This window comes from Kitasatospora purpeofusca, assembly GCF_036010405.1.
GTDB classification, from domain to species: domain Bacteria; phylum Actinomycetota; class Actinomycetes; order Streptomycetales; family Streptomycetaceae; genus Kitasatospora; species Kitasatospora purpeofusca.
In genome coordinates, this window is sequence record NZ_CP108561.1 from 8,635,503 (window position 1) to 8,651,946 (window position 16,444).

The window sequence follows — 16,444 nt, forward strand, 5'->3', positions numbered from 1 at the left end:
GGTGTCCGCCGAATCAGCCGAGTCCGCCGCAGGACCGACACCCGTGGGAGCGTCGCATGCCCGGCCCAGCACAGCAGCCGTCCACCCGCCCGGCCCACCCGGTCAACCCGTCCGCCGACACCGCCGACGTCATCGTGGTCGGCGCGGGCCCCGCCGGCTCCACCGCCGCCTACCACCTCGCCCGGACCGGCCTGGACGTCCTCCTGCTGGAGAAGTCGGCCTTCCCCCGGGAGAAGGTCTGCGGGGACGGCCTCACCCCGCGCGCGGTACGGCAGTTGATCGACCTCGGCATCGACGTCTCGGAGTCCGCCGGCTGGCTGCACAACCGAGGGCTGCGGATCGTCGCGGGCGGACACCGGCTGGAACTCGACTGGCCGGAACTCTCCGCCTTCCCGGGCTTCGGACTGGTCCGCCGCCGCGCCGACTTCGACGAACTGCTCGCCCGCCGCGCCGCCGCCGCCGGTGCCCGGCTGGTCGAACGGGCCAATGTGGACGGCCCGTTGCTCGACGGGCGGACCGGCCGGATCACCGGCGTCACCGCCCGGCTCGGCGAGGAGCGCCGCCCCGTCGCCTACCACGCGCCCCTGGTCGTGGCCGCCGACGGCAACTCCACCCGGCTCTCGCTGGCGATGAAGCGCTACCGCAGGACCGACCGCGCGATGGGCGTCGCCTACCGCACCTACTTCACCACCCCGCGCCACGAGGACCGCTACCTCGAAGCCTGGCTGGACCTGCGCGACCCGTCCGACCGGGACCGCCGCCTCCTGCCCGGCTACGGCTGGGTGTTCGGCATGGGCGACGGCACCGCCAACGTCGGCCTGGGCGTCGTCGACACCGGCGCGGTGTCCGGCGAGACGGACTGGAAGCACCTGCTCCGCCGCTGGTGCGAGAACCTCCCCGCCGACTACGGCTACCACCCCGAGGCCGTCACCGAACCCATCCGCGGCTCCGCCCTCCCGATGGGCCTCAACCGCCAACCCCACTACGCCGACGGCCTGTTGCTGATCGGCGACGCGGGCGGCACGGTCAGCCCGGCCACCGGCGAGGGCATCGCCTACGCGATGGAGTCCGGCCGCTACGCCGCCGAGGCCGTCGTCCAGGCGCTCGCCCGCCGCACCGACCGGGGCCGCGACCTCGCCCTGCGCGCCTACCCCCAGACCCTCCGCGCCGCCTACGACGGCTACTTCGCCCTCGGCCGCCTCACCGCCGCCGCCCTGAGCCGCCCCCGTCTGGTCGGCGCCGCGGGCGCCGCCGGTCTCGGCAACCCGGCCCTCCTGCGCGCCGCCTTCCGCCTGATGGTCAACCTGACCGAGCCCAACTCCCGCGACGCCCTGGACCGCCTCCTGCACATCCTCGGCCGCCTCGCCCCGAGCAGTCGGGGCTGACCCCGTCCGCCCCCCGGAGGGGAGTGGGGCAGCCGGGGGTCCGGCTGCCCCACTGATCACCAGGAACGCCGATGCCCCGGCCCGACCCGCGTGCTGCCAGGCGTCCTCTGCTCGCCGCCGTCGAGCGGTTTCTCACCAGGTCGCCGCAGGTGCGTGTCAGGTGTGGTCGTAGCATCTGACTATCTGTACAAGTTCGGAGCGTGTACTGCCTGCCTGGCGTTCTGTGAGGAGCCGAGGCCGGTGATCATCGCGGGGGAGGAAACCACGTGGCTGACAATGCCAGGGGCAAGGTCGTCGTCCAACCGGCGGATCTGCGGGCGTCCGGGGGCGTCGCGAGGGGGCTCGGGGAGGAGCTGAAGGCACCGGTCCAGAACGCTGTGACCACGAGCGAGACCGTCGCGGGCCAGCTCACCGGTTGGTCGATAGCCGGTGGGCTGGGGCAGCTGGGGACCGGCTGGTCGAAGCCGCTCGCCGATCTGCGTCAGCGTCTCGCGGACACCGCGGCCAACCTCGACGCCAATGCCGCCGCTCACGGGGCCACCGATCGTGCGATCGCCGGCGGGTTGGGTGCCGCACCGCAGGGGGCCAGGTGAGCCTCTACCAGCTTCTGGTGCGGTTCGACCCGCACGGGCTGCACGACGCGGCGAAGGACTGGACGGCACTGGGGCACGCGGTGGAGAGCGCCGGCCAGCGGCATCGCAGCCAGGTCGCCGGGCCGCTGGCAGGCAACTGGGAGGGCGACGACGCCAAGGCCGCAGTTTCGTTCATGGGGAAGACGGAGCAGCAGCTGAACATCGTCAAGATGGAAGCGAGCACCGCCGCCCTGGTGCTCAACACCGTCGCCGACCGGATGTACCAGGCGCGGACCAACCTCATCAATGCCTTGAACCGTGCGGTGGACGCGGGCCTGAACGTGTCCGCCGACGGGGTCGTGAGCCTCCCGCCCGAAGGCGCGGGCGAGCACAACGATCCGGATGCGCAGAAGGCGCGTCAGCAGCTCGGGTGGGACATGAAGGGCTTCCAGAGCCGGATCGACACCGCGCTGAAGGACGCGCAGACCGCGAGTGATCAGGGCAATACCGCCCTGGGGCGGCTCAGCTCGGGTTCCCTCGACCCGGCCAAGGTCAACGGCGCGCTCGCGGGGGCGAAGAACGCGGCGGCCGCCGCGATGCAGGACCTCGGACTGGTCGATCCCTACATTCCGGACGGCAAGAACCCGGAGCAGTCGGCGGCGTGGTGGAAGGGGCTCACGCCCGAGCAGCAGGACGCCTACCTGGCCCTGCACCCCCAGCCGATTCAGGAGCACCATGACTGCCAGCGTGTCCCGTACCTCCGGGCGGATCATCGCCACCGCGCTCCTGCTCGCCGTGCTCGGCGGATGCTTGTCAGCCCAATCCGACAGGAATGAACCACTACCCGTGAAGTCCAAGACCGACGCCCAGGCCTGGGCCCAGCAGATCACCGAGCACATGGCAAGGACCGGAGGGATCGAGCCCGACCCGGCGAGCGTCGAAGCGCTCTTCACCCCGTGCACGGGAAAGAACGGCGAGACCGCGTCCGACAACCGGTACATCCTGATATACAGCGTCGACAGCCACGTGCCGCGCGCCCGGCACCCGGAAGTGGTCCGGAAGATCCGCGACATGCTGGTCGGCGAGGGCCTGACCGAGAAGGGCTATCGCGAGGACGTGGACGGCAAGCCGGACGCCCTCGTCGATGCCTTCCACCCCAGCAGCCGGTACACCGCGACCGCGTCCACCGCGGGCACCGGGGACCGCATGTATCTGCGGGTCATCACTCCCTGTCTGCTTCCCCCGTCCGAGGGCCCCACCTCCGCGCCCTGAACCGACGACTCCACCTGACAAGGCGCTACTGGTCGTTGAACCAGGCGCGCCCGGCGGGGGAGAGGAAGGCGCGGAGGACGAAGGCGCCGAGGGCGATGCCGGTGAGGGCGGCGAGGGAGCCGGTCAGCAGGAGGAGGGCGGCGGTCGCCACCGAGAGGGCCTCGATGACGACCACGGTGGTCCTGGTCCAGCCCGCGCGGCGGGAGGCGAGGCCGGCACAGGTGCCGAGCAGCAGGCCCACCAGGACGGAGGCCATCGCGATGAACCGCACCGGCGCGACCTCCCCGGCCTGGTTGCGGCCGAGGGCGGCGAGCAGTACGAGGCCCGCGAATCCGCTGAGCGCGGCGTGCACCCACACGCCCGCGACCGCCCATCTGACCGCCGGTGGCATGCGTCGCGCTGCCCACTGGTCCGTCATCGCTGACCACCCCCGGTCGTCGAGCGGCCCCGCTCGGTGGCCGGGCCGTACCGGCGAGGATCGGGGCGGGTCCGGCGGGCTGTCAATGGAACGGATGCGCTCCGCGTCGGTGCGGTCACCGTCCGCCGCTGGTTGCGAGGGTTGCCCCGACCCGAGCTTGGGGGCGTGAGCCCGTGGACTGCGCGCCCCCGGAGGCCGGTCCGCGCGGGGCCGCGTCACCGGGTACCGCCCTTCCGTCGGTCGTCCTCGGCCGGGTCGGGGGACGCCTCGTCCGGTGCGGTGGTGCGGGCCGTGAGCGGGGTGATCATGGCCCGATCGTGGCACGGCCGGGCGCCGGTGCCGAGGGCCGATGCCCGGGGTCGACGCCGAGCGGAATCCGGACAGCTGCGAGTGGTCACCCGGAGTGACCGGTGACGTCGGGCGGACCCGGGGGCGCGGGCCTAACCTGGAAGGGCGCGCCGGTGCGTGGTGCGGAACGGGAACGGTGGGCCATGACGGTCGTCTCGGCGGCACTCTTCGGGGCCGGTTGGCGTGCGACGTCACGCGGTTCCGCCGCCCTGCTGCGCGAGTGCGCGGCACGGGGCTGGACGGTGGTCCTGACCGCCCCCGGCCCGAACGGGACGCCGGCACTCACCGTGACCGATCCGGGCCTCGATCCGGTCCGGGTCGCCCTCGACCTGGTCGACGGCAAGCCGTCGCACGCCGTGTTCGTCGCCGCGAGCGCGCCCGAGGTCCGGGTCGCGCGGCTGGCCGGAGTGCCCTGTGTCGCGGTGCTCGGTCCCGGCCCCGGCGCCACGGCCGCAGAGGTGCGGGCGGCGGGTGCCGCCGAGGTGCACCCCGACGCCGCGGCCCTGTTGTGTGTGCTGGACGACAGCCTGCTCGCCCGTCCGCGGGCGTTCGGCGACCGTCGCCCGGCCGCCTCCGTCGCCCTCGCGGGCCGGAGCGGTTAGCGCACCCCCCACCGGGCGGTCGCCCGGACTGGATGTCGTCGTCACCGGACGTGCCGGAGGTGACCGAGATGGACGGACCCGCTTTGAGCGGACGGGAGCGGCGGCTCCTCGCCGAGATCGAGTGCGATCTGAGCCGGGACAGCCGCCTCGACCGGCGGTTGAGCACGATGGGAGCCGAACGGCCGCACCGTGTCAGGAGCGCGCTGCGCGGCTTCGGCCGCCGATTGCCTACTGGCGTGCTGATGACGGCGCTGGTGATGGCGGCGCTGTGCCTCAGCATCGCCGTGCGCAAGCCGACGGCCGTCGTGGCGATCGCCACGGCCGCCGTGTGGGTCGGCAGCGTCATGATCGCGGCCGGACTGTCGGTCGTGCTGCGCCGCCACCGGCGGCACCGCGTGGACCCGGCGGACGGCTCGCCGGACCGCGGTGACCGCTGGGGTCGGGGGTCGTGGCCCGGTGAGCACCGGAGCTGGGGCCCGTACCGCGACCGGGGCGACGGTCGGGGCGACGGTCGGGCCGAGGAGCCGGGCGACGAGCGGGGCCGCCGCGAACGCCGCCCGTGGGACCACCCGGAGGCGTGATGGCCACCGAGCTGAGGGAGTACCGCCCGGGCTCCCACCATGCCGCCGACCTCACCCTGGTCGGCTACGACGTCGAGGCGACGGACGGCCCGCTCGGCCGGGTCGAGCAGGACGCCGGTGACCACCTGCTGGTGGACACCCGGCCGTGGGTGCCGGGCGCCCCGGTCCCGGTCCCGATCGGGACGGTCGCCCGCGTCGACCACCTGGAGCTGGTCGTCCACCTGGACTGCCCGCGCGCCCGGATCCGCCTCGCCCCGCCGTCCGCCGCCGTCGAACTGACCGGGGGCGGTCCGGCCGCCGCCGACCGCGCGAGCCGGTCCGGTGCGCGCCCGGGGAGCTGAGCCGGTGCGAGCCGTGTCGGTGAACGGGCGGTGGACGGGGTGGCCCGGATGCCGCTGACCGTCCTCACCGGCCGGACGATCGCCTTCCTGGTCGCCCCCGAGGGTGTCGAGCAGGTGGAACTCACCGTCCCCTGGCAGGCCGTGGCGGAGGCCGGCGGTACGCCGCGGCTGCTGTCCACCCGCCCCGGACTCGTCGACGCGTACCGGCACCTTGACCGGGCGGACGCCTTCCCGGTCGACGACGTGGTCGCCCTGGCCCACCCGGGTGCCTACGACGCCCTGGTGCTGCCCGGGGGAGTCGCCAACCCCGACTGCCTGCGCCTGGACCGCGCGGCCGTGGCCCTGGTCCATCAACTGGCCGCCGCCGGCCGTCCGGTCGCGGTGACCGGCCACGGCGCGTGGACGCTGATCGAGGCGGACGCGGTGCGCGGGCGCACCCTCACCTCCTGGCCGAGCATCCGCACCGACCTGGTGAACGCCGGCGCCTACTGGGCCGACGAACCGGTCCACGTCTGCCGGGACGGCCCCGGGGTGCTGGTCTCCGGCCGTCGGCCGAGCGACCTGCCGGCCTTCACCGAGGCCCTGGTGACGGAGTTCGCGCACGCCCGGCCGGTCGGGGGCCCGCACCCGCCGTGGCCCGTCGCCCACGAGCCGGCCCCGTCCCGCCACGCGGCGGGGGAGGGGTAGGCGGAGCCGGACCGACCGCGCCCGCGCTCGGTCGTCGCACGCTCAGTCGCCGCGCAGGCGGACGAAGAGCGCCGCCGGCGGCCGGCCGGTGACGGTCACCTCGGCCCGCAGCGGGACGGTGAGCGGCCGGACGTCGCCGTACTGCGGATCGTGGACGGGCGCGCCGAGCCGTCCGGCCGCCAGCTCCGCCACCTGACGGGACTGGAGCGGTGACAGCGGCGGGGAGGAGAGCAGCACCCGGCCGTCGTCCAGCTCCAGGACCACCGCCCGGGGCCGGGCGGGCGGTCCGGTCACGGCGCGGACGGTGGCGTCCACGGTGTCGCCGCGCCGGTACTTGACCCAGACCCGGCCCGCCCCGCGCGGCCGGTACGCCGAACCGGCGGCCTTGCAGACCAGCCCCTCCACCCCGGTGTCGGCGAGCTGCTCCATCCAGGTCAGCGCCTCGGCCCGGTCGGTGGTCGCCAGGACCGGCTGGACCGGCGGCGGCACCTCGGCCAGCGCGGCAAGCAGCAACCGCCGCCGGTCGGCCAGCGGGAGGGGGCGGACGTCCCGGCCGGGCAGGGCGAGCAGGTCGAAGGCGACCAGCCCCAGCGCCACGTCCTCGGCGGGCCCGTCCCGCCTGGTCCGCAGCAGCTCCTCGAAGGCGAACCGGCCGCCGCGCCAGGCGACCAGCTCCGCGTCCAGCACCAGCCCGGCCGGCAGCCGGGCGACGGCCGCGGCGATCGGCGGGAACTCGGCGGCGAGGTCCCGTCCGGAACGTGACTGGAGGAACGGCGGGCGGTCCGGGCCCCGGGCGAAGGCCACGCAGCGGAAGCCGTCCAGCTTCAGTTCGTAGAGCACCCCGGCGCCGCCGAGGCCGTCCGCCGGCGGCACGGCGGTCACGGCGGCCGGGCGCATCACCTCCACCGGAGGCGTCAGGACCACCGGGTCGCGCCCGCCGGGGGGCGGGGACGGCGGCGGGGACTGGGGCCGGGCGCGGTGCGGCGCGGCCGAGGGCAGCGGCCGGGCCCGCGCCGGGTCGAGCAGCGGCCCGAGCGGATCCCCGCGGGCCGCCAGCCGCTCCGGCACCTCGGCGATCGTGAACACCAGCTCCGCCGCCGAACCGGCCGCGTCCAGCTCCGCCCAGGACAGCGGCGCCGACACCGTCGGCCGCTCCCGCGCCCGCACCGTGTACGGGGCGGCGGTGGTCTTCTTCGCCGAGTTCTGGGACCAGTCGACCAGTACCCGGCCGGTGCGGCGGGCCTTCGCCATGGTGTGCACGACCAGCTCCGGGCGGGCCGCCTCCAGCTCGGCCGCCAGCTCCTTCGCGTAGGCGGACACCCGGGCGCTCGGCGTGGGCTCCAGCGGCACCAGCAGATGGAGGCCCTTGCCGCCGGAGGTCTTCACCCAGGCCTCCAGGCCGTCCGCCGCGAGCCGCTCGCGCAGCAGCCCGGCCACGGTGCGACAGGTGAGGACGTCCGCCCCCGCCCCCGGATCGAGGTCCAGCACCAGCCGGTCGGCGAGCCCGGGCGCGGCGGCGTGCCACTGCGGCACGTGGAGCTCCAGACAGCCCAGGTTGACCACCGAGAGCAGCCCGGCACCGTCCTCCAGCACCACCTGGCGCAGTTCGCCGCTGTTGCTCGGCACCTCCACCGTGCGGACCCAGTCGGGCGTGCCGGGCGGCGGGTTCTTCGCCACGAACACCTCGGCCGCCACGCCGTCCGGGCAGCGCAGGAAGGACACCGGACGGTCGCGCAGGTGCGGCAGCAGGGCGGTGTGGACGGCCGCGTAGTAGCGCAGGACCTCGCCCTTGGGGGTGCCGGTCCGGGGGTAGTAGACCTTGTCCAGGTGCGAGAGCGCGAGGGTGCGCCCGTCGACCGTCATCTGCGGCATCGCCGCCTCCGGAGCTGCGCGCGTCCCCGGCCCCGGGCATGGCCCTCCTGGGCCGCCCGGGTCCACCGGGCCCGTCGCGGCCAGTCTGCCCGCGCCGGCGGCGCGGCGCGAGCCGTCCGCCGGGGCTCGCCGGCCGGAATAGCTGGTGTCCCGGACCTGTTGGCCACCGGTGATCGCAGACGATCACCGGAATCCAGGGGGACGTAATGAGTGGACCGATCACCGCAGTCGCCAGACTGAAGGCCGCACCGGGGCAGGAGGAGCTGGTGCGGGAGCAGGCGCTGTCGCTGGTCGCGCCGACGCTCGCCGAGCCGGGCTGCCTGTTCTACCGCCCGTACCAGGACCCGCTCGACCCCGCGTCCTGGGTGGTCGTCGAACAGTGGGCGAGCCGGGCCGACTTCGACGCCCACCTCGCCGCGCCGCACATGGCCGAGGCCTTCGCCGCCGGCGCCACCCTGCTGGCCGGCCCGCCGGACCTCCAACTCCTCACCGACCTGGCCTGACACCTGGGCGGGGTGCCGGGACGGCGGCCATGCCCTGAGTGGTGTCCCGTCGTTACGCGCCAACCACTCACCGGCCGGCGGGCAGGCGTTCGCGGAGGCCCGCCGGCCGCATCGGAGCGAAACTGTTCGCTGTGATCCTGCGCAACGTTCACGGCCGGTCGGCCGGCCCTGGTAGAGACATCTCGATTCGGCGCTTCACCGATGGTGATTCGGCCGAGGAACTCACCCTGCTCCTGCACCGCGCATACGCCGCTCATGCGGCGGCCGGCAGGGTCTTCTTCGCGTCCTACCAGTCCGTACAGGACACGGCCATCCGGGCCGGGAGGGGCGAGTGCTGGCTTGCCTTCCAGGGCGCCGAGCTGGTCGGGTCGGTGACGCTGGCGGCACCGTACCCGGTGCCTGCGGGATATCCCGCACCGGCCGGTGCGGGCTCGTTCTGGCAGCTCGCTGTGGATCCCACATGCCAGGGGGCGGGCCTCGGACAACGGCTGCTGACCGTGGCAGAGGACCGCATCGTCGCTCTCGGGGCCGCGGAAGCGGTCATCGATACATCGGTCGAGGCCGTTGAGCTGGTCGGCTGGTATCTCGGGCGGGGGTACGCACCGATCGGGACGTGGCGGTGGGATGTGACCAACTACGAGAGCGTGGTCCTTCTGAAGGACCTTGCCGCGGCACGCCTGGAACGGTGAGAACGCACGGTCGGCGTCTCCCGGCGGGGAGACGCCGACCGCACGCGCCAGCGGCCGGCGTTACTGGCCGAGAGCCTGGGCAGCGTCCTGGGCAGCGATGGTGAGTGCCTCGTCGAGGACCTCGGGGCGGCGTCCTCCGGCGCTGCTGGTGGGGCCATTCCCGCCGGCGCCTCCGCCGACGGTGCGGGCGGCGACTGTGAGGAAATGGCTGGCCTGGGTACCGGTGGCGTGGAGGCTGGGGGTGATGGCGGCGGCAAGGAGGGCCTTGCCGCCGTGTTCGCTTCCGAGGACGACGACGGCGTGGTCGCTGCCCAGGAGGTCGGCGGTGTCGGCGGCCAGGGTACGGAGTTCACCGGGGCCGAGGCCGGTGACCCGCTCGGTGATGATTCGGCCGCCGGGGACGGTGCGGGCGGAGGCGGCGAGCTGCTGGGCGCGGGTGCGGAGCTCGGCGTCGCGGAGGCGGGCGAGTTCCTGCTGTGCGGCAGCAAGGGTGTCGAGGCGCTTGCGGAGGGTGTCGGGGGCGTCCTGGGGGCGGGTGCCGAGGAGGGTGGAGAGTTCTTCGAGGAGGCGGCGTTCGGTGTCGTGGTACGTGAGAGCGTCGCGGCCGGTGAGGGCTTCGATGCGGCGGAGGTTGGAGCCGATGGAGGCTTCGCCGAGGATACGGACGGGGCCAGCGTTCGCGCCGTGGGGGACGTGGGTGCCGCCGCAGAGTTCGCGGGAGAAGTCGCCGATGTCGACGATGCGGACGTGGTCGCTGTACTTCTCGCCGAAGAGGGCGGTGGCTCCGGCGGCCTCGGCTTCGGAGCGGGTGGCGTGCCAGATGCGGACTTCGGGGTCGTCGAGGAGGTGGTCGTTGACGAGGGACTGGACGGCGGCGAGCTGGGCGGGGTCGACGGCGGAGAAGTGGGCGAAGTCGAAGCGCAGGCGGCCGGCGTCGACGAGAGAGCCGTGCTGGCGGGCGTGGTCGCCGAGGGTACGGCGGAGCATGGCGTGCAGGACATGGGTGGCGGAGTGGGAGCGGGCGACGGCGTCGCGTCGCGGGCCGTCGACGAGGGCTTCGGCCTGCTCGCCGCTGCGGATCTCGCCTTCACGGACGAGGACGGTGTGGACGTGGAAGCCCTCCAAGCCGAGCTTGGTGTCCAGCACATCGAGGAGCGCGCCGGAGGCGGCACGGATGGTGCCGGTGTCGCCGACCTGGCCGCCGGACTCGGCGTAGAACGGGCTGCGGTCGAGGACGAGTTCGACGGTGCTGCCCTGGTCGGTGCCGGGTACGACGGTGCCCTCGGAGATGAGGCCGAGGACGGTGGCCTCGGTGTCGAGGCGGTCGTAGCCGACGAAGTCGGTGCGGCCGTGGCGGGAGGACAGTTCGCGGTAGACGTCCTGTCGGCGCAGGGCCTCGGCGGTCCTGGCCTTTCCGCCGGCCTTGGCACGCCTCTGCTGTTCGGCGAGCAGGGTGGTGAAGCGGTCCTCGTCGACGGTCAGACCTGCGTCGCGGGCGGCCTCGATGGTCAGCTCTACGGGGAAGCCGTAGGTGTCGTGCAGCTCGAAGGCGGTCTCGCCGGTGAGGGTGGTGGAGCGGCTGCCGCGGCTTCGGGTGATGGCGGCGTTGAGCAGCCGGGTGCCCTGGGTGAGCGTGCGGGTGAAGGACTCCTCCTCAGCGGTGACGACCTGCTCGATCAGGCTTGCCTGGCCGGCGAGTTCGGGCCAGACGTCACCGAGGTTGGCGATCACGCTGGCGGTCGCCGGGGCGAGGACGGGCTGGTCGATGCCGAGCATGCGGGCGTGCCGGATCGCACGGCGCATCAGGCGGCGCAGGACGTAGCCGCGGCCGTCCTTGGCGGGCAGCACACCGTCGGCGATGAGGTAGGCGATGGAGCGGGCGTGCTCGGAGACGACCTGGAACGAGACCTTCTCCTCGCCCACGGCGGAGCCGCTGCCCGGGTAGTCGCGGCCGGCGAGTTCCTGGACGGTGGTCAGGGTGGGCAGGAGGAGGTCGGTGCTGCAGACGTTCTCGACGTCCTGGAGGATCGCGGCGAGGCGGTCGAGTCCGAGGCCGGTGTCGATGCTCTGCTGGGCGAGGTCGCCGAGGATCGGAAAGGTGCCGCTGTCGTCGTCCTCGCCGCGCATGGACTGCATGAAGACGAGGTTCCAGATCTCGACGTAGCGTTCGCCGTCGACGGCCGGTCCGCCCTCGCGCCCGAAGGCCGGGCCCCGATCGTAGTTGACCTCGGAGCAGGGGCCGCAGGGGCCGGGGACGCCCATGTCCCAGAAATTGTCCGCGCCGAGTCGCTGGATGCGCTCGGCGGGGACGCCGATTTTGCGCCAGAGCTGTTCGGCCTCGTCGTCGTCGTGGTGGACGGTGATCCAGAGGCGGTCCTTCTCCAGGTTGTAGCCCTGGGTGAGGAGTTCCCAGGCGTAGGCGATGGCGTCGGCCTTGAAGTAGTCGCCGAAGGAGAAGTTGCCCATCATCTCGAAGAACGTGGCGTGCCGGTTGGTGCGGCCGACGTTGTCGATGTCGGAGGTGCGGGCGCACTTCTGGATGGTGGTGGCGCGGGGGTACTCCGGGGTGACCTCGCCCAGGAAGTAGGGCTTGAACTGGTTCATGCCGGCGTTGGCCAGCAGCAGGGTCGGGTCGGAGGGGATGAGCGGGCTGGACGGGACGTGGCGGTGGCCGCGCGAGGTGAAGAAGTCCAGGAACGTGGAGCGGATCTGCGTCGAGCGCATGGCGGTAGGGCCCTCACGGAAGAGTCGCGGAGAGGTGGGGGGTGATCACACGCCGAGCCGGGCCGAGAACAGGGACTGAGTGGTTCTCAGTTCTCCAGCTCGACGCAGATAGCTCGCGCCCCCACGGTGTAGACCATGACTCCGGTATCCGTTGTTCTGAGGTGGCGCAGCCGACAGCGACGCAACAGTGCGCTGTGACTGCGCCACCAACGGTAGCGGCTCCGAGGTCAAGATCGCTTGGAGTTGTCCTCCTGACGGCCGATGCCGACCAGCAAGGGCAGGATGCCGTCGGGGGCGGGCTTGGGACGTGCGTCCCGGCTGTCGACGAGGACGCCGTTGAGGTCGAAGAGCGCGGCCCGCTTCACGCGGCGCCACCTGGGCGTGGCGCTGGCAGGTCGGCCTCGGTGAACAGAGAGTGCAGCGTGACGCGGTGATCGGCCAGCAGCGTTCGGCCGCCGAGTGGGCGCTCCAGGACGCACAGAGCGTGGGTGACCGGTCCGCCCACCATCCGCAGAATGCTTGCCATGTGGAGCAGTTGGCCGCCGGAGCGGACCACATCGTCGACCAGGACGATGCGGCGGCCGTCGATGGGAAGGCCTTCGACCTGGTGGCAGGAGCCGTAGCCCTTGGGCCTGCGGCGCACGAAGACGGCGGGCAGGCCGGTGGCGGCGGACAACGCCACGACGAGGGGGACGCCGCCGAGTTCGATGCCGGCGAGCACCTGGGCGTCGTCGGGGACGAGGTCGGCCATGGCGGTGGCGGTGTCGCGCAGGAGCGCGGGGTCGGAGGCGAGCCGGTACTCGTCGAAGTACGCGTCGAGTCGGCCGCCGTCGGCGAGCTTGAACGGAGCGTTGACGCACGCGGTTTCGGCGAGTCGGGCGGCGAGGCCGGCCGACGGGGTGCGGGCGGTCATGCTCCTCCGATCGGGGTGGTGTCGAGAGAGTCCAGGTGGGCGCGGAAGGCGTCGGCGGACTCGGCGGTGGTGAGGAAGCCGAGCGGTCGGGTCGGGGTCTCGTACAACCACCGTTCCTCTCGAAGGAAGGCGAGCAGGCGCAGGGCCGACGCGCCCACGAGACAGACCGGTACGGGCCGGATGGTGGTCGCGTAGTAGAGGGCGGCGGTCAGCTCGTGGAGGGTGCCGGTCCCGCCACCCATGGCGACGACCAGGTCGGCGTTGTCCAGGTAGTGGTTGAGGCGGGCGCCGGGGTCGGGCACGTGGACGGACAGAGTGGTGTGCGGGTTGAACGCGCCCCACTCGTCGTGCTTGCCGATCAGCGTGACGGCGGTGACCGTGGCTCCCTGGCCGGCGGCTCCGCGGGCAGCGGCCTCCATGAGGCCGTTGTAGCCGCCGTGCATGAGCTGGTACCCGGCCTGGGCCATGGCCCGGCCGATCTCCTCGGCCAGTGTCTCCTCCTGGGCGGAGGCGGGGACGACGCCGCCGAAGAAGACAGCGGTCAGGCCCTCGCGGGCCCGGCCGGCGGCCGGGCCCGCGAGGTGGAGTGCGTTCGCACCAGCTCCTGGTAGGTGCGGTAGGCGGCGACGGCGTCGTGCAGGCCGTCGAGTGCCTGCGGGCAGGCCCTTTCGGCCAAGGTGAGCACCCGTTCGATCGCCTCGGTGACATCGGCCGCCTCCGGAACGGCCGGGCCGCTGATCGCGGCGTCCAGGTCGCGCAGGCAGGCTCGGCCGATCGGGGTGATGCCGATCTCCTCGCGCAGCTGGTACCAGCCCCAGAATCGTGAGGCGGGGGCCAGGGCGGTCTTGATGAGGTCCTTCGTGGCCGTGTGCAGCCGGTACCACTCGGAGTACGCCACGAACCGCTGGCCGCGCTTGATCCGCTTGTGCAGGAGAACGGCCAGCACCAGGTGCTCGATCAGCAGCTCGGCACAGGAGCGCGGCCGTGCTAGGAAGGCGGCGGCGAAGCTCTCGGCCGCCGCGACGTCCGGCGCGGCGACCGGTCCGGGCCGGCGGTCGAGGAGGACGGCGGTGCTGACCGTCTCCTGCAGCCGCGGAATCCGGGAGGCCGGTGCGACGTAAAGGTCGATCTGGTGGAGCTTCCCCTCGTCCGGGACGAGGAAGACCAGACCGACGCCGCCCAGGTCGGCGACGATCGTGTCGCGCCAGCCGGGCAGCAGGGCGCCGGCCTCGACCGGCATCAGGGTGTCCAGTGCCTCGACGAACGACGGGAACCGCGCATCGTGGACACCGGCGACGAGATCGACGTCGGACAGGCGGTCGGCTGTGCCGTGGGCCAGCGACCCGCGGACCATCAGGTGGGTCACCTCCGGGGAGGTGGCCAGGATGTCGGCGAGCTTCGACAGCAGCGGCAGCTGCGCGGGCCGGTTGGCCTGGGTGATCGCCGCCAGTTGCAGGGTGGGCATGCGCTTCTTCCTTCCGCGCGTACGTGTGGGCTGGGATCAGGCGGGGATGGCGAGCAGGCGGCGCTTGGCGGTCTCCCAGCTCGTCGCGGCCTCCATATCGCCGAGGGAGGTGTGCAGTTCGGCGATCAGGTCGTAGACCGTGCCCTCCGGCAGGGCGTAGGTGTAGAAGAGCCGAAGCAGCATCCGCTCGGCCGCCTTCGTGTAGCCGAGGGCGGCCATGTTGCGGGCGCTCTCCACCGCCGCGCGGCCAGGGCCGTCCGGTCGGCGACGGGCAGCGGCTCCGCAACCACCGGGCTGAGCGAGGGGCAGCGGGTCAGGTGGTGCTGGACGGGGTCGATCGGGCGCCGATCCCAGCGCCCTTGATCTCACGCTTCGCTGTCGGCAATGCACGGACAGCGAGGTGGTGTTCAGGATGACGACGCCAGGAGCGGCACCGATACGACGCGGCCACCGTCACCGTCCCGCCGTCCCGAGGGGCGAGCCATGCCGGTGCGCGTCATGACTGCCGTCACGGCCACCGTCATCTGGGCCGAGACGACCTCGAACGGGTTTCCTGTCGAGCGACCACGGCTGTCGTCAGAACAGACGAACGGGGACGGAGATGATCCGCAGAGGCTGAAACTCCCACACTCCTAAGGGTTTTGGCGCTTCGGCGACACTGGCAGGTCTACGAGACCTTCCGTCTCCGGTTCGAGGCGACTGCGAACTCGGCCGCCGAGCAGGAGTGCGACCCCCGGCTCCGGGGCCTGTCGGTCTCCAAGCGACAGTTCGAGCGCTGGTACGGCGGCGCCGTGAAGACCCGCCCCTACCCGGACCAGTGCAGGGTGCTGGAGGCCATGTTCGGTGTCGGCGTCGACCAACTCCTCGCGCCCGCACCGGCCGGCCACGTATCCGTGCCCGCCGCCGCCACCTCGTTCGTCGTCCCGCTGCCACGGTCGGTCCCTGCTCTTCTCCCACCCGAGCAGGTAGTGGCACTGCCTGTCGGTGGCCCATCCAGCAGCGAGCCCCGCTTCGACGCGGGCACCACGGAATTGGAAAGGCAGGTCACGATGGCAGCTCGTCGTGCACTTCGGTTCACCGCGATGGCGGAGGGCAGCAGCATCGGCCCGGAGACCCTGGGCCAGATCCACGACGAGGTACGGCGCCTGACCGTCGCCTACCCGAAGCTGGCACTGCCGACCCTGCTCGGCGACCTGGTCGAGGTCCAGGACCTCACCTTCCAACTGCTGGAACACGGACGGGCCAAGCCGCTGCAGGCCCGCGAGCTGTACCTGCTCGCCGGGATCACCTCGGGCATGCTCGCCAAGGCCAGCCACGACCTGGGCAACCCGAGCGCTGCCATGATGCAGGCCCGAACCGCCTTCGTCTGCGCCGACAACGCCGACCACCATGCCATGCGGGCCTGGGTCCGCTCGCTCCAGTCGCTCATCTCCTACTGGGCCGGCCGTCCCGGCGAAGCCGCCGACTACGCTGCCCTCGGACAGGGCGTCATCGGCAACGTCCACGGCACCACCAGCGTCTGGCTGGCCTGTCTCTCCGCCCGTGCCCACTCCCTCCTCGGTGACGGTGAGGCCACCCGCACCGCCATCCAGCAGGCCGAGGAGGCCCGCGCGACCGCCGAACCCGACGACCTCGACGCCTTCGGCGGCATCATGACCTTCCCGCTGCCCCGCCAGCTCTACTACGTCGCCGAGGCCACAGTGCAGCTCGGGGAAGACGCGGCTCTCGGTGAGAGCCGGTCCGAGACCGCTGTCTTCGCCTACCGCAACGCCACCGAGGACGAGTGGGCCTTCGGTGACCAGGCGGGCGCTCAGACCGACCTCGCCCTCGCCCGCATCGCCTGCGGTGAGATCGAGGGCGCCGCCGAGGCCGTCCGCCCCGTACTCGACCTCCCCGTCGAGCAAAGGAACTTCGGCATCGTCAGCAGCGCCCAACGCGTCCACGCCGCCCTGCACGGTGCCGGCCGTCGCAGCAGCGGCGGCGCGGCGGCCGGTCTGCGCCAGGAGATCGAGGTCTTCATCACCACCCCCACCTCGGCCCTCGTCCGGTGACCCTGCGGATAGGCTCCGCAG

19 protein-coding genes are annotated in these 16,444 nt (G+C 73.0%); 11 read left to right on the top strand and 8 right to left on the bottom strand.

Annotated elements, in window-relative coordinates; translation table 11 throughout:
* The first annotated feature begins 56 nt into the window (after positions 1-56).
* From OG715_RS37540 to OG715_RS37555, 4 genes are all read left to right on the top strand, one after another.
* Complete coding sequence (locus tag OG715_RS37540) at positions 57-1,385, top strand: geranylgeranyl reductase family protein (RefSeq protein ID WP_266272781.1); 1,329 nt, start codon at positions 57-59, stop codon at positions 1,383-1,385.
* Positions 1,386-1,651: 266 nt separating this feature from the next.
* Positions 1,652-1,978 carry a hypothetical protein gene (locus tag OG715_RS37545; protein ID WP_266272780.1) on the top strand — a complete coding sequence of 109 codons (327 nt, stop codon included), beginning with the start codon at positions 1,652-1,654 and terminating at the stop codon, positions 1,976-1,978.
* Positions 1,975-2,793, top strand: coding sequence for a WXG100 family type VII secretion target (locus tag OG715_RS37550; RefSeq protein WP_266272779.1), 819 nt, complete (start codon positions 1,975-1,977; stop codon positions 2,791-2,793). Before OG715_RS37545 ends, OG715_RS37550 begins: the two co-directional genes overlap by 4 nt.
* A gap of 10 nt (positions 2,794-2,803) precedes the next feature.
* Complete coding sequence (locus tag OG715_RS37555) at positions 2,804-3,229, top strand: hypothetical protein (RefSeq protein ID WP_266272778.1); 426 nt, start codon at positions 2,804-2,806, stop codon at positions 3,227-3,229.
* 25 nt (positions 3,230-3,254) lie between these two features.
* Here the strand turns inward: OG715_RS37555 and OG715_RS37560 are convergent, their stop codons facing one another.
* On the bottom strand, positions 3,255-3,647 hold the full coding sequence (locus tag OG715_RS37560) for a hypothetical protein (RefSeq protein ID WP_266272777.1): 393 nt from the start codon (positions 3,645-3,647) through the stop codon (positions 3,255-3,257).
* Between the two features lie 491 nt (positions 3,648-4,138).
* On the opposite strand from OG715_RS37560, the gene OG715_RS37565 reads away from it, so the two are divergent.
* From OG715_RS37565 to OG715_RS37580, 4 genes are all read left to right on the top strand, one after another.
* Positions 4,139-4,597 carry a hypothetical protein gene (locus tag OG715_RS37565; protein ID WP_266272776.1) on the top strand — a complete coding sequence of 153 codons (459 nt, stop codon included), beginning with the start codon at positions 4,139-4,141 and terminating at the stop codon, positions 4,595-4,597.
* 68 nt (positions 4,598-4,665) lie between these two features.
* Entirely contained in the window at positions 4,666-5,178 is a 513-nt protein-coding gene (locus OG715_RS37570) for a hypothetical protein (RefSeq protein WP_266272775.1), read from the top strand.
* A complete protein-coding gene (locus OG715_RS37575) occupies positions 5,178-5,519 on the top strand; it encodes a PRC-barrel domain containing protein (RefSeq protein WP_266272774.1) in 342 nt (113 codons plus the stop codon). Before OG715_RS37570 ends, OG715_RS37575 begins: the two co-directional genes overlap by 1 nt.
* Before the next feature lie 48 nt (positions 5,520-5,567).
* Positions 5,568-6,206 carry a DJ-1/PfpI family protein gene (locus tag OG715_RS37580; RefSeq protein WP_266272772.1) on the top strand — a complete coding sequence of 213 codons (639 nt, stop codon included), beginning with the start codon at positions 5,568-5,570 and terminating at the stop codon, positions 6,204-6,206.
* Between the two features lie 42 nt (positions 6,207-6,248).
* Here OG715_RS37580 and ligD read toward each other — a convergent pair whose 3' ends face one another.
* Positions 6,249-8,078, bottom strand: a complete 1,830-nt coding sequence (ligD, locus tag OG715_RS37585) for a non-homologous end-joining DNA ligase (RefSeq protein WP_323182201.1) — start codon at positions 8,076-8,078, stop codon at positions 6,249-6,251.
* A 206-nt stretch (positions 8,079-8,284) separates the two neighbouring features.
* Between ligD and OG715_RS37590 the strand changes: the two genes are divergently transcribed.
* Both OG715_RS37590 and OG715_RS37595 read left to right on the top strand, forming a co-directional pair.
* Positions 8,285-8,581 carry a putative quinol monooxygenase gene (locus OG715_RS37590; protein ID WP_266272770.1) on the top strand — a complete coding sequence of 99 codons (297 nt, stop codon included), beginning with the start codon at positions 8,285-8,287 and terminating at the stop codon, positions 8,579-8,581.
* Positions 8,582-8,712: 131 nt separating this feature from the next.
* On the top strand, positions 8,713-9,270 hold the full coding sequence (locus tag OG715_RS37595) for a GNAT family N-acetyltransferase (RefSeq protein ID WP_266272769.1): 558 nt from the start codon (positions 8,713-8,715) through the stop codon (positions 9,268-9,270).
* A 60-nt stretch (positions 9,271-9,330) separates the two neighbouring features.
* Here the strand turns inward: OG715_RS37595 and alaS are convergent, their stop codons facing one another.
* From alaS to OG715_RS37625, 6 genes are all read right to left on the bottom strand, one after another.
* On the bottom strand, positions 9,331-11,994 hold the full coding sequence (gene alaS / locus OG715_RS37600) for an alanine--tRNA ligase (RefSeq protein ID WP_266272768.1): 2,664 nt from the start codon (positions 11,992-11,994) through the stop codon (positions 9,331-9,333).
* Between the two features lie 227 nt (positions 11,995-12,221).
* A complete protein-coding gene (locus OG715_RS37605; protein WP_266272766.1) occupies positions 12,222-12,359 on the bottom strand; it encodes a hypothetical protein in 138 nt (45 codons plus the stop codon).
* Positions 12,356-12,907, bottom strand: a complete 552-nt coding sequence (locus tag OG715_RS37610; protein ID WP_266272765.1) for an orotate phosphoribosyltransferase — start codon at positions 12,905-12,907, stop codon at positions 12,356-12,358. The genes OG715_RS37605 and OG715_RS37610 overlap by 4 nt, the downstream gene beginning before the upstream one ends.
* Entirely contained in the window at positions 12,904-13,452 is a 549-nt protein-coding gene (locus OG715_RS37615; RefSeq protein ID WP_266274561.1) for an SLOG cluster 4 domain-containing protein, read from the bottom strand. Before OG715_RS37615 ends, OG715_RS37610 begins: the two co-directional genes overlap by 4 nt.
* On the bottom strand, positions 13,449-14,372 hold the full coding sequence (locus tag OG715_RS37620; RefSeq protein WP_266272764.1) for a hypothetical protein: 924 nt from the start codon (positions 14,370-14,372) through the stop codon (positions 13,449-13,451). The genes OG715_RS37615 and OG715_RS37620 overlap by 4 nt, the downstream gene beginning before the upstream one ends.
* 36 nt (positions 14,373-14,408) lie before the next feature.
* Complete coding sequence (locus tag OG715_RS37625) at positions 14,409-14,609, bottom strand: hypothetical protein (protein WP_266272763.1); 201 nt, start codon at positions 14,607-14,609, stop codon at positions 14,409-14,411.
* A 404-nt stretch (positions 14,610-15,013) separates the two neighbouring features.
* On the opposite strand from OG715_RS37625, the gene OG715_RS37630 reads away from it, so the two are divergent.
* Complete coding sequence (locus OG715_RS37630; protein ID WP_266272762.1) at positions 15,014-16,423, top strand: hypothetical protein; 1,410 nt, start codon at positions 15,014-15,016, stop codon at positions 16,421-16,423.
* Positions 16,424-16,444: the final 21 nt, after the last annotated feature.